Here is a 13305-nt window from a genome sequence, read left to right as displayed (position 1 = left end):
ATCCCTCACTCCACAGGTTGTCGAGTAAATTGCTCTTCATTAATTCGTTGGTAGCCAGCTCGGCTAAACAAAGCTTGTGATGCTGTATTTTCTTTTAGTACAACAGCATGTATAATTTTTGTAGGATGTAATATATCTACTTGTTTTAAAGCGAGTTTCGCAACCCCTTTACCAAAGTGCTCTGGCGCTATAAAGATGGAAATGGTATACGTGTTTTCGGCTGTCTTATCTAACCTGACTACGCCTACAGAAACCGCTTTTTCATCTTTGCTTTTGGTTAATTCAATCACATAAAAGTAGTCACTTTTACTTGCTAGCTTTTTAGTCATCCAAGCCTGATGCTCAGCTAAACTCGGAACGTCTTTATTAAGTGCATAACGTCGTGTTTCAGGTTCACATTGCCAAGCGTACACCTGTTCAACATCAAGTTGTGTCGCTAATCTTAGGCTTAGTGAGCCATTAAGTAATTGGGTAATGTGCTTCATTATTCGCTTAACACCTTGCCCATCACATAACTGCAGGTTTATTGTTCGCATTTTTGAATAGTCAGTAATTAACTGCTCATACGCCTTGATTAAGTTTTTACTAATCGCCTCTAACTCAACGCTAATTGCAGCACCAACGACTTCTAAATTTTTACAAATAGTCTGCTGGTTATCAGCAAGTGCAATAACAATACTCGGTAACCCGACACAAGCACGTTCCCATGACGTTGAGCCTGGCGCGCCAATGGCAATATCATGCTCACACATGAGAGTAGCCATGTCATCTACAAAATCGATGTGAGTCAACCACGCACTTTGCTCTATAGCAAACTTTGTAACACTTTTGTAATGAGGTGCTCTTGTGCTAAGCAATACAGTCGTTATAGGCGGGTTAACACTATCTTTTAAAACTTTAAGTACTTGTAAGCTTGCATTGGGGGCGTCTATGCCTCCCATTGACAGTAATACACGAGGTCTATTTTTTAATGTATTTACTACTGCCAACTGCGACAAATGACGAGATGAAAAATGAGTGTTTATAATCGCGTATTGCGTACCTGTTAAGGCGGTGGTCTTAGGGTTTAATAAATGATATTCGCTTGGCTCTCTAAGCAATGTTTGATCTATAATTAAGTCTGCAGCGTGCTCTCTTACTAAATCGTCAATTACAATAACTTTACAGTTATACGCTTTTTTTACTACCTTATGCCACTGTACACCAATACCATAGTGGTCTGTAATGACTAAATCAGGGCTATCAAATGCGGTAGCGCATTCTTGGGCATCATCATACTCAGTGACTTGCAACCACGAGGCATAATCCGCAGTCGAAGTTGGTACTAACCAATCTGAAGGTTGCTGCAATTCATAAATAGAGAAACCACGCTGCTTTATAAATGTGACTAAATCACCGTTTTGCGGGCGGGTGGCAAATAAAACGTCGTGACCATCTAGTTTTAGACTATCAGCCAATACTAAGCAACGCATGATATGTCCGCTGCCTATGTAAGAAGACGCATCAGCCCTAATTACGACCTTTAGCATTCAATCGCTCGGAACAAAGCTTCTGCTAATTCCCAATCTTCAGGTGTATCTATGTCTTGTACTCGTTTGCGTGGTAACAAAACAGCCTTCGACCTTGTTCCGAAAATAGCTTTTTTTGCTATAAATGCCTTGGCAGTACCCCAGTAAAACTGCCCTGCATCATGGTAGGCCTCTTCTAAATCTTGAGAACGAGTATTTAAATGTTCTGGCTGAAACATTTCGACACAGCGTGCATCATTAAGCTTTAAAGCTCTTTGAATTGGAAAAGGAAAACTTGTTGCACTGAAGGCGTAATCTACATTACTCGATGTCAGCTCTATAAATCCGCGCTGAATAAACTCAGGTATTAAAAAAGGAGCGGTTGCATATATACAACATACATTTTCAACGCCCCATTCCTGTAACTCGGTATACTCAACAGCATGCTTTATTACATCAAGCGTGGTTGCATAATCATCCGCAATATTAGCAGGACGCATAAAAGGTACTTCTGCCCCATATTGTATTGCAACTTCGGCTATTTCAGCATCATCGGTAGAGACAATTACTTTATCAAAACACTTGCTGTCTAAAGCCGCTTCAATTGAATAAGCAATCATTGGCTTACCATGAAACTCTTTGATATTTTTCCTCTGTATGCGTTTACTGCCACCACGTGCAGGGATGATTGCTATATTCATGATTAGGCTTCTAATATTTGTGTGAGCGTACTGATAACTTCGTCTTGCTGCTCATGGGTCATACCATGAAACATCGGTAATGAAATAGCATTGCTGTAATAACTCTCTGCATTTGGAAAGTCACCTTGTTTAAAGCCCATTTTTTGGTAATAAGGCTGTAGGTGCACAGGAATATAATGCAGATTTACACCAATACCGTTTTCTCTTAGCTCGTCAAACACTTCTTTGTGCGTTTTGCTAATTTCATTTAGGTTTAAACGAATAACATATAAATGTAAGCCAGAATAAGTATTAGGTAACTGATAAGGCAGTACAATCGGTAAACTAGCTAGCTTATCGTAATAACGCACTGCTAATTCATGGCGTGCAGAAACAAACTCACCTAAGCGGCTCATTTGCGACACACCGAGTGCAGCTTGCAGCTCTGTCATACGGTAGTTGAAACCTAAATCCACTTGCTCATAGTACCAACCACCATGAGATGCATTTTCCATTAATGCTTCGTCACGTGTTATTCCATGGCTTCGGTAAAGTGCCATTTTGTCTGCAAGTGCTTTGCTATTCGTCAATGCCGCACCACCTTCTGCAGTGGTAACAATTTTAACAGGGTGAAAGCTAAACACGGTAATATCACTGTACTCACATGAGCCAATTGGTTGTTCTAAATAACGGCCACCTATTGCATGTGAAGCATCTTCAATGACTTTAAAGCCATACTCTATTGATAACGCATGGATTGCTTTCATGTCACATGGCTGACCACACAAATGCACTGCAACTAAAACTTTAGGCAAAACACCTTCTTTTTTAGCATGTACTAATTTTTGCTCCAATGCTTTTGGGCAAAGGTTGTAAGTAGCGGGGTCTATATCAACAAAATCTACTGAGGCTCCGCAATACAAACCACAATTAGCTGAGGCTACAAAAGTGACTGGTGTTGTCCATAATGTATCACCTGCCCCTAGCCCAAGCGCCAAACAAGCAATATGCAAAGCTGACGTTGCACTATTAACGGCAAGTGCGTGATCCGCACCTGTCGCTTTCATAAGTGCATTTTCAAAAGCGGGGACTTGTGGCCCTTGCGTCAAAAAATCCGACTTTAGAACATTAACCACTGCATCAATATCTGCTTGAGTTATATCTTGCTTTCCATACGGTATCATTTTGTTAGCCTTGCACTTCAAATGATGAATCTACATGGTCAATAATAAGTTTACGCAAACCCTCTACTGTTTCCCATTCAGTATTCGTTCCTGAGTTGTATTTAAAACCGAACGGTACTTTTTCAGCTTTGTGATGAGCAAGGTATTCTTCTTCGGTATATGTATACGATACAGATGGTAAAATTGCGTAGTAAGGACCCAAATCAATCGTATTTAACGAGTCAGTATCTGTAATCATTTCCTCATGTAGTTTTTCACCTGGGCGAATACCTACATCACGCGTTTCGCATTCAGGTGCTACGGCTTCTGCGATGTCTAAAATTTTGTATGACGGGATTTTAGGGATGAATATCTCACCACCTAGGTGGTTGCCCAAGGCAAACATAACTAGATTAACGCCATCTTGAAGCGATATATTAAAACGCGTCATTTCATTGTGTGTGATTGGTAAAATACCTTCTTTTCGTTTTTCTAAAAAGAAAGGAATAACAGAGCCACGAGAGCCCATCACATTACCATAACGAACAACGCTAAATTTAATATCTTTAGAGCCGCGAATATTGTTAGCAGCAGCAAATAATTTATCTGATGCGAGTTTAGTAGCACCGTATAAGTTAATTGGTGCACATGCTTTGTCTGTCGATAGTGCAACAACATCTTTGACACCACATGCTAATGCAGCATGAATAACATTTTCAGCACCATCTATGTTTGTACGAATACATTCTGTTGGATTGTATTCAGCGGTATCAACCTGCTTAATAGCTGCTGCGTGAATAATTACATCAACACCTTCACACGCTTGTGTTAAACGCTCTTTATCACGAACGTCACCAATAAAAAAACGTAATTGCGGGTAATCGTATGTAGGGTATTTTTGTTTTATTACAGACTGCTTTAATTCGTCACGCGAATAGATGATTATTTTTTTTACATCTGGGTAGCGCGCTAAAATAGTTTCTATAAATTTTTTACCAAATGACCCAGTGCCACCAGTAATTAACACTGTTTTTTTGTTTAACATATTAATTCCTTAAATATTTTTATACTTTATGTATCGAATACAAAATGTATCTTTATTCTTTGATATACCAAAATGCTTAGAGCAGCATATTCATAAATTAAGTTAGAGCTTTTCAGTCATTCGCTTTCTTTAAAAAGTATCTAGCGAGCACTATTAATACGCTTAAAATCCCTCCAAAAAGAAAACCTAATATACAAATTAATGCACGCTTCGGCTTAAACTTTTGTTCCGGTACTAATGCTGGATCAATTGTTTTAAATACATATTCGTCTCGTACATTTGCAAACATAATAGTTTTTGTTTGCTCTTCAATTAATTTATATAAAACAGTTCGAATATCTGCAACTTTTGTTTGTTGTAATTGCTCTGTTAAAAATTCAGTGCTTTTATTAGCCTCTTCAACATCTCTAGACTTCATTACAGTATTTATATCTTGAATTAACCAATTAACCCACCGCTGCGCAATTACTGGCGAAACATGCTCAATTGATATAGTTATCATTCCGCTTTCTTTGCTCATATCAGCAGTAATAATTTGGCTAAACTTTTTGAAGGCTTCTTGCATTGATGGCTCTGGTTTAAAAGGAGCGTTTACTTCCCTTAACCATTTTTTTTCTTGTTCGTTATATATCTCTTCGTTGTATTCAATACTATTATCTACTTGATTCCATGACTTAACAGCCATTAAGTCTGGTAAGATATTGTGCTTTTTAATAAAGTTAAAAGTGAATTGGCGAGACTTTAAAACCTCAAGCGCTAATTGGGTCTTGTTAGCAGTGCCACCACCGCCTAAATTAACTCCAGCTAAGCTAGCTAAACCACCGAATTGACCTGCTAAAGCACCTAAGCCACCACTTTGCTCTTGCTCTGCAGCAGCAAGTAATGCTTCTGATTTATAAACATTTGGTTGCTTTAGAGCATAAAACACTGATGCAATTGTGAATAAGACAGTTATTAAAATTACTACCCATTTACCTTCCCAAATGACAAAGAATAGCTCACTTAAATTTACTTCATCATCAGCAATAGTTGGTACAGATAGGTTTTTAGTATGTGCGTCTTTACTATTCATATATATCTCTATTCAGCAGCTATTACACAAAAACCAAACCCAGGCTTAATTTTCGCGCAATAGCATAATACAAAGTAATATTTACTTCTTTATTAAATACTACTAATCGCAGCAACAGCAACACCAAGTTGATAAAGAATTTGTGTTGCAGTACTCCAAAGTGTCAATTTATCCATGTGATCTGCATTCATAGGAATTACAATAGTATCCCCTGGTTCTAACTGTTCTGCATTATTTGCCGCGAACCAGCCACCTGTATTTGGTATTTTCACTGAACCATTGGCTTTAATAATGTAAATTCGATCTTCAGCGGCACGCTCTTTGAGGCCACCACTTAGCGCTATGTAATCGTCAACACTAACACCTGATTTATAAAGATGTGATGTTGAGTAGTTAACTTCACCAATTACGCTGATTGAATCGCGCTTGCTTGGCACATAAAGTGTATCGCCATCTTGTAGTACCAAGTTTTGCTGATTATTTACAATTAAAGGTAAATCAATTACTAAACGTCCTACGGCTTCAACACTAGCTAGGTCGTTTAACAGCTTGTTCATTTCTTCATAAGAAAGTGTGTTACTACTTACTGAGTTTTGGAAGCTTTTAGAGGCGATGTCGCGGCGAAGTTCTGTAGATAAGCGAGCTAACTGTTTTTCCTCTTGCTCTTTAATTGACGTACGAGTAAATACAGCTGCTTTTTGCTCTGCAAATTGTGAGAAGCCACCTGCACGCTCAAGTAATTCAGTTAGCGTTTCACCTCGGCGTATAGTGTACGTACCAGGAAATTTAAGCTCGCCTTTTAATTCTACTTTTACGTTTTCTTGCCAATTTGGAATAGCGAATACGTTTATGCTGTCTTTGCTTTGTAACGTAATATTACTTTGAAGATCGCCCTTCATGGCGCTTTCAAGGTCAAATCTTAAGTGTTCTATTTTAGAACCATCGCTGGCTACAATACGTGTAATTTCAGCTTGTTTTACGTAGGCAGACTCTAAAAGGCCACCGGCTGCTGTTATTAAATCACTTACTTCACCACCAATCATTAGTGGATAAATACCAGGAAAAGTAACGTTTCCGCTAATCTCAACTAATTGCATAGCTTGCTGCACTGATGCTTGCTGCTTAAATTTAGCAATAATTGGCGCTAGTAAGTTATGGCGGCTAAATAATGCGTAATCTTCAGGTTTGAGTTCTTGGTCTTCTTCTTCTTTTGCTTTACGTTTAGAAATTTCAGCAATTGTTAGTATTTTATTGTCTTCTAGAACAAGCTCTTCATCTTCTTGATTAACCCCAATATATTTTTCGAATTCTTTTTGCTCAAACTTATGCCATTGCTCTGCTTTTTGTTGCTGCTCTTGTTGCTCTTGGCTAAGGGCCATATTTGCTAGAGCTGATTGCTCTGCTTCTTTTTCTTCAAAACGACTAAATACAACTATTTTGTCATTAGCTTTAAGTTGTAAGTTGTTTTCAGGGTTATTAATAATCGCTTGAGCAACATCGAACTGATGCGCTTCTATATCGCCGTTTATATTTATTTCGCGGATTACGAGGCCGTAGCTTAAATCAGCTTGCGGTAGTAAGTCACCACGTACTGATTTAAGTACATCAGAAATACGCTTACCTTGGTGCCATTGATAATTGCCTGGGCGTGCTACTGCACCAATTAGACTAACCGAATTTTGATATTGAGAGCTAACTGAATTAAAGCGAATACGGTCGCCATCTTGTGGAATATAGTTAATTTGTGATTTTGAAAAATCTACCGAGAGTACTTCTTTACGATCGAAGTTAAAGCGCTCTACAATTGCACTTTTGGCATAGGCATTTGGTTTAAGACCTCCGGCCATTGCTAATAACTGCTTGGCCGACTCGCCTTTTTTAAGTTCAAATATAGCTGGGCGTTTTACTGCCCCTTCAACTCTTACTTGAGCACCAACCGATGGAATAAATACTGCATCACCCGATTTCAATACAATATCATTACTGCTATCGCCATTAATAAGTAAGTCGTAAAGGTCAAAATTTGCAACTACGTTACCAGCTCGTTTAACTTGAATGTTACGAAGAGAAGCAATATCTGATACACCACCGCTTACAAATAATGCATGCGACACAGTTGTTAATGAAGAAACACTGTAGCTACCTGGCTTGTAGGCCTCACCTAGTACTAAAATACGCATGCTACGAAGTTGACCAAGCGATACAAAAGCTTTTACACCTATAACCTCTTGCTCTACTTTTACTTTAACTAGTTCTTTAATTTCTGCAAAGGTTAAACCTGCAACTTCTACAGGGCTCAAATCAGGGATACTAATACGCCCTTCACGGTCAACTATGACTTCAAAGCTGTCACTTTCTTTGCCATAAAAGTTGATTTTTAACTGATCGCCAGGGCCTACAATATAGGTATCTGGTACTGCAGCATTTTCACTCGGCATGAAAGTAGTTGGTTCACCTGCAAACAGCTCGTAACCATATGGCTTTAATTCGTCTGCTTTTGGTTTGAACCGTTCTTCATCTGTTAGCTGCTCTTTCTCTGGCTCTGTGCGCTCGCCAATACTGTTTTGTTGCTCTGTATTATTTTGATTATTGGATTGGTTTGTACCGGTGATTGTTGAAACATCAACACCGTATTGTTTTGCTAGGGCTTCTTGCTGAGCTTTTGGCAGCTTTTTAAATTGCTCAATTTGAGAAGCTGTTGGCGTAAAAGCCAAAGTACTAAAACTACAAAGTAGAATAAAAGCACTAATAAATTGTGTAAAAACTTTCACGAGTAGGTATATCCCTAGGTCTACAACCAAAATTGGTGGCTATAATACATTAATTTTGAGCAAATAAAAAAGGGACTTTCGCCCCTTTTGTCACTTTAGTGTCATTAACTTAGTTACATTGGTTAAAAACTGTAAACCAACGTGAATGACGTTTCAGTATCTGTACTTTCTTTATCATCAGCAACGTCTGAGTTGTTGGTAACATTAAAAGCTACTTTCATTTGTAGCGAGCCGTTTATTTTTGCAAGCAATGCAGTTTCTGAACGAGTTTTAGTGTTTGTATCACCGTACTCCACAGCAACTAATTGGGTAAAACGGGCACTTTCAGAAATTTGCCAGTTGTAATCTAACTTACCTAAGGCAATTACTTCGCCTTCAAACTCGCCTGCAAGAGAGTTACCATTATCATCAATTTCAGTGCTGTCATCTGGGTATTCAAAATATTTATAACCAGGACCAACTTCAGCGCTTAACCACATTGTCTTTTCGTTTAATAAACGTAGACCGTAACCGGCAGAAATTACCGACTCACTTCTATATGCTCCAAAATAATCTGAAACGTGTGAACCATAAATGAATAAATGAGAATGATCTTCATTTAATTTGTAATTGCCTTGCGCAGAAATTGAGTACTTTTCATTTGTGCGCTGCTTATTTTTGTCGCCATTAGCATCTTCAACTTCATCTTCTTTGTAGATACCATCTAGCTTGTATTCGTTGTTCCAGTGTTCAAGATTGTGCTGTACCTTGATACCACCTTTGAGTGTGGTCGTTTCTGTATTACCACTTGTGACAATAGCACCAAGCTCACTAGTAACTTCCCACGTTTTTTGATCTACGTCTGCCGCGAATGCATTTGTTGCAGCAGAGACTGCAACTAAAACTGATAAAAACTTTAATTTCATTAAAAAACAACCTTTGTATAAATGTATATCTATTTTATTAAAGCATTACTTGTTAGAGCAAGCTAAACAGCTAAGTAATAATGTAAAAAATTTCATGCAGTAAATACTGCATGAAATTTTATAACTAATAGCTATTTTATCACTACAACAATTAAAGATAACTTTAATTAAATAACTATTTAAAATTAGTCTTGCTTGTGAAAGTGAACATCCATTTGTGGAAATGGGATAGTAATATCTGCATCATCTAATGCGATTTTAATATTTTCCATTAATGACCAGTAAGTAGGCCAATAATCAGCAGCGTTAACCCAAGGGCGAACAATAAAGTTAACACTTGAATCACCTAACTCATTTACAGATACATTGTAAGCTGGATCTTTAAGTATGCGCGTTTCTGCATCTAATACAGATTTTAATACTTCTTTTGCATGACGTAAATCAGCATCGTAACCAACGCCAATAACTAAATCGATACGACGAGTAGACTCTCGCGAGAAGTTAGTAATAGCACCAGACATTATTTGAGAGTTTGGTACGATGATTACTTTATTGTCTGGAGTACGAAGCTCAGTTGAAAATATCTCGATTTTCTTAACAGTACCCATTTTATTACCAGCTTCAACAAAGTCACCAGATTTAAACGGGCGAAGTAAAATAATAAGTACGCCTGATGCGAAGTTAGATAATGAACCTTGTAATGCTAAGCCTACAGCTAAGCCTGCAGCACCTAAAATAGCAATGAACGAAGTTGTTTCAATGCCAATTTGCGAAAGCGCCATTAAAATGGTTACTGCGAACACAAGAGTGAACACGATGCTAGCAACAAAAGATCCAACTGCCTTATCTACTTTCTTCTTAGCAAAACCTTTTTCAGTTAAGTTAGAACAAAACTTAGCAACACGACTACCAATTAAAAAGATAACAAGCGCAACAACAGCTTGAATACCATAATGTAAGATTAGGCCTGAGTTTTCGTTAAGCCAATTAAGTACTGAATCCATATTTACTCCAAATGTTTTTTATTAAGCGTTTTCGGGCATTATTATACATTAATTTACAATTTATTCTCATGAAATAATGAATTGATACTATTAAATGCAACTGTATTCGATTTTTTACAGGCAATTATGTGCCAAATATCCCCCCGGGTATGGGTAAATATTAATTGCCCAACGCTGATTACATTCGCATGGTTTAAATTATTTTAATTTATTTCACTTTTGGGCTTCACAACATTTATTATTTTATGTATTATGCGCGCCACACCAAACAAGGTGTGTGTAGTGGCGGTTGTAGCTCAGTTGGTAGAGCCCCGGATTGTGATTCCGGTTGTCGCGGGTTCAAGCCCCGTCAATCGCCCCACTTTTTCTCCTAGTAATACCTTTATATATATTTCAATAATCCCCCTAAATTATCTTTTTATATCCTATACAACATACCTAATCTTCGTTATCAAAATTAATTACTATTTTAAGCTAAAGCAGTTTATCAGCAACCTCTCCTATTTTAATAAGTTTAATTTGAAGATTTATTAAACAAGTATTTAGCCTAAATTAAATAACATTTATTTAACCAATGTGATTACATTGGCTGTACTTAAGTACAAAAAGTGCTAAATTTCTAGTACATACACCTCTTTTTATACAAAACATCAAACTTCTACTGGGATATAAAATTAAGCATGATTAAACAGGTTTTAAGAGATTTACTGTGTAGTTGTTTAGCTGTAATGAGCTTTAACTCATTGGCTCAAAGCAATGATGAATATAATAAGCTACTGATTGAACTTCAAAAATTAGTTTCTGAAAAAAAATATACTCAGGCTTATCAAAAAAGTAATAATGAATACCAGTACCTGGGCGAACCCGTATACGATTTTTTACTAGGGATCTCTGCCCTTAAAACAGGAAATGCGGCACCAGCTGTATTTGCCTTTGAACGTGTGGTTGAAAACAACCCAAGGTGGTATCAAGCTCGTTTGTATTTAGTGCGCGCTTATTTAACAGTTAATAATTTACCTGCTGCTGACACACAAGCTTTAATACTGATTAACTCACCTAATACACCTAATAACATAAAATCTTCAGCACAGTCGTTACTTGATACAACCACACTTAAAAAACAAGAAGCTAGGCGTTCTTATAAGCAAAATATTGAGCTTGCCCTTGGCGTTGATGGCAACGTAAATGCGGGTACGGCAGAAGATACAATTATAATTCCTAACATTGGTGAATTTTTATTATCGCCAGAAAGTAAAAGTACGCAAGACAACTATGCGCGACTAAATTATAGAGGAAAGTACTCCCACCCTATAGATCAAAAAAGTTTAATCACTTTGAGTGTTAATACTGGGTGGTACAAATTTGCAGAACTCAGCCAATACGATCGTATAAACGCGCACATTAATGCTGCCTATCAATATAAACAAAATGACATAAGTTGGTTTGCACAAGTATCGACGACTCCATTACTGCTTGATGGCGATCTTTATCGTACTGAATCAGCTTTAACAGCAGGTGCTAATTATAAGCTGAATAAACAAGTTAATTTATTTAGCTCTGCGACTGCTGGTGTTTTGAATAATAGGTTTGATGAAAAGCTCGATAATTCGTTTTATACATTAAATGCAGGTGCTAGCTATGCAACTAATCAATGGTTTCAAAGTTTAAGCGTTAACGCCAAAAACGAAAAAGCCGATATTACTGAAGGCGAATTTAATAGCCGAAATATTACTAGCTTGTACTACCAAGCAAACACTCAGCTGGCTCAACATTGGCAGTTGTTGTCTCTTGCTGGATACCAATGGATTAATTATAAAGAAGATCACCCTTTATTTTTACAAGAACGTGCCGATAACCTCTTTATGCTTTCGACTACTGTTCGCTATTTAGTTAATCGTGATTTAGCAATACAGTTGGCTGCAAACTATCAAGATAAATCCAGTAATATTTCTTTATTCGAATATGACCGTTTAGATATCAATTTAAGCGCTTCTTACTCATTTTAATTTAAGGTATTTATGAAATATTTACTCCCTGTAATTACCACTTTACTGTGTGTAAGTTTTTATACGCAAGCAAATGATCCTGCTGGTAAAACTATTTTAGCGCGAGGCTCAGTACTTGCGGTTGATGGAAGCTCTGAACAACAACGACAGTTGCAGCGCAGAGATACCGTTTTTGGTGTAGATCGCATTACGACTGGAGAGAAAAGTAAAGCGCAGTTTTCGATGTCGGATGGTGGTTTAATCGCTTTAAAAGAAAATTCAGAACTAAATATTGCTAACTACGAATTTGATGCTAATACCCAACAAGGCTCTGCGTCCATTGAGTTACTTAAAGGTGGTTTACGCTCTATTTCAGGTGTAATTAAAAAAAATGGCGGCTCTTATAGTGTAAAAACTCCCGTGGGCTCTATTGGTATACGTGGAACACATTTTGAAGTTCAGCTCGTTGAAGGCAATGTATTTTTAGCTGTATGGGATGGCGCAATAGATCTAACTTTAGAAAATAATAGCGTAGTTTCTTTGGGTGATAACGAAGCATTTTCGTTTGCGCAAATTACAGCCACTGGTGAAGTATTAAAAACGACGCGTGCGGCACGTGTGTTTGATCAAAATATTGTAACGATCGATCCTAAAGATGACAACGAAGAAGAAACTGAGCAAGTAGCTGCAACTGAAGTTGAAGTAAATGCCTTTGAAACAGATACAGATGCTATGGATGTATATTCTGAACAACAATTTCAAACAGTTAGCAGCGCGTCTTTAGTAGATCAAATAGCTCAGCGCCAAGGTGTATTTAACTATGAAGCATCAAGCTTTAATGTAAATTCGAGTGTGGGTGCTGTTACTGACTTTGCTATGACTATGGCTGTTGATTTTGATAATGGCACAGTGCCTGATGGCGAAATTAGTTTTAATGACGCCGGCGGAAATTGGTATGCGGCTTACAGCGGTTTAATAAATTTAAGCGAACTTGACCTAGCCGTTACATTTGCATCCCATGGTAACAATAAAGCCGAAGGTGATGTTGAGGCAATATTTTTGAATGACTTAGACAACATTACTGGCAACTTTAATCTTAACGAAATAAATAATCCGGATGTAAATGCTAGCGGTTCTTTTAAATTAAAACCATAAACACATTGGATACAAAG

General features: G+C 37.5%; 10 protein-coding genes and 1 tRNA gene. 3 read left to right on the top strand and 8 right to left on the bottom strand.

Translation table 11 applies throughout. The annotated features are described in order from the left end of the window. Window positions 1-5: 5 nt before the first annotated feature. The 8 genes from pseG to WNY98_RS03675 all read right to left on the bottom strand — a co-directional run bounded on the left by pseG (window position 6) and on the right by WNY98_RS03675 (window position 10148). Window positions 6-1529 (bottom strand): UDP-2,4-diacetamido-2,4,6-trideoxy-beta-L-altropyranose hydrolase, encoded by a 1524-nt coding sequence (gene pseG / locus WNY98_RS03710; protein ID WP_342877155.1) that lies wholly within the window; start codon window positions 1527-1529, stop codon window positions 6-8. Then, the gene (gene pseF, locus WNY98_RS03705; RefSeq protein WP_342877154.1) at window positions 1523-2209 is read right to left on the bottom strand and encodes a pseudaminic acid cytidylyltransferase; all 687 of its coding nucleotides are present in this window, start codon (window positions 2207-2209) and stop codon (window positions 1523-1525) included. The genes pseG and pseF overlap by 7 nt, the downstream gene beginning before the upstream one ends. A gap of 2 nt (window positions 2210-2211) precedes the next feature. Beyond that, window positions 2212-3372 (bottom strand): UDP-4-amino-4,6-dideoxy-N-acetyl-beta-L-altrosamine transaminase, encoded by a 1161-nt coding sequence (gene pseC, locus WNY98_RS03700; RefSeq protein ID WP_342877153.1) that lies wholly within the window; start codon window positions 3370-3372, stop codon window positions 2212-2214. Between the two features lie 4 nt (window positions 3373-3376). Continuing rightward, window positions 3377-4396 carry a UDP-N-acetylglucosamine 4,6-dehydratase (inverting) gene (gene pseB, locus WNY98_RS03695; RefSeq protein WP_342877152.1) on the bottom strand — a complete coding sequence of 340 codons (1020 nt, stop codon included), beginning with the start codon at window positions 4394-4396 and terminating at the stop codon, window positions 3377-3379. Between the two features lie 112 nt (window positions 4397-4508). Then, complete coding sequence (locus tag WNY98_RS03690; RefSeq protein WP_342877151.1) at window positions 4509-5468, bottom strand: Wzz/FepE/Etk N-terminal domain-containing protein; 960 nt, start codon at window positions 5466-5468, stop codon at window positions 4509-4511. Between the two features lie 92 nt (window positions 5469-5560). After that, entirely contained in the window at window positions 5561-8239 is a 2679-nt protein-coding gene (locus WNY98_RS03685) for an SLBB domain-containing protein (protein ID WP_342877150.1), read from the bottom strand. A 122-nt stretch (window positions 8240-8361) separates the two neighbouring features. Then, on the bottom strand, window positions 8362-9144 hold the full coding sequence (locus WNY98_RS03680; RefSeq protein ID WP_342877149.1) for a DUF481 domain-containing protein: 783 nt from the start codon (window positions 9142-9144) through the stop codon (window positions 8362-8364). Window positions 9145-9329: 185 nt separating this feature from the next. Further along, window positions 9330-10148: a mechanosensitive ion channel domain-containing protein gene (locus WNY98_RS03675; RefSeq protein ID WP_076923769.1), complete on the bottom strand. Its 819-nt coding sequence runs from the start codon at window positions 10146-10148 to the stop codon at window positions 9330-9332. 285 nt (window positions 10149-10433) lie between these two features. Here WNY98_RS03675 and WNY98_RS03670 point away from each other — a divergent pair. The 3 genes from WNY98_RS03670 (at window position 10434) to WNY98_RS03660 (ending at window position 13288) form a co-directional block, all read left to right on the top strand. Further along, window positions 10434-10509, top strand: a tRNA-His gene (locus WNY98_RS03670). Between the two features lie 319 nt (window positions 10510-10828). Then, window positions 10829-12154 (top strand): hypothetical protein, encoded by a 1326-nt coding sequence (locus WNY98_RS03665; RefSeq protein ID WP_342877148.1) that lies wholly within the window; start codon window positions 10829-10831, stop codon window positions 12152-12154. 12 nt (window positions 12155-12166) lie between these two features. Beyond that, window positions 12167-13288 (top strand): FecR family protein, encoded by a 1122-nt coding sequence (locus WNY98_RS03660; RefSeq protein ID WP_342877147.1) that lies wholly within the window; start codon window positions 12167-12169, stop codon window positions 13286-13288. The last annotated feature ends 17 nt before the right edge of the window (window positions 13289-13305 follow it).

Source organism: Pseudoalteromonas sp. AS71, from assembly GCF_038900275.1.
Classification (GTDB): Bacteria; Pseudomonadota; Gammaproteobacteria; order Enterobacterales; family Alteromonadaceae; genus Pseudoalteromonas.
This window is presented reverse-complemented; position numbering and strand designations above follow the sequence as displayed.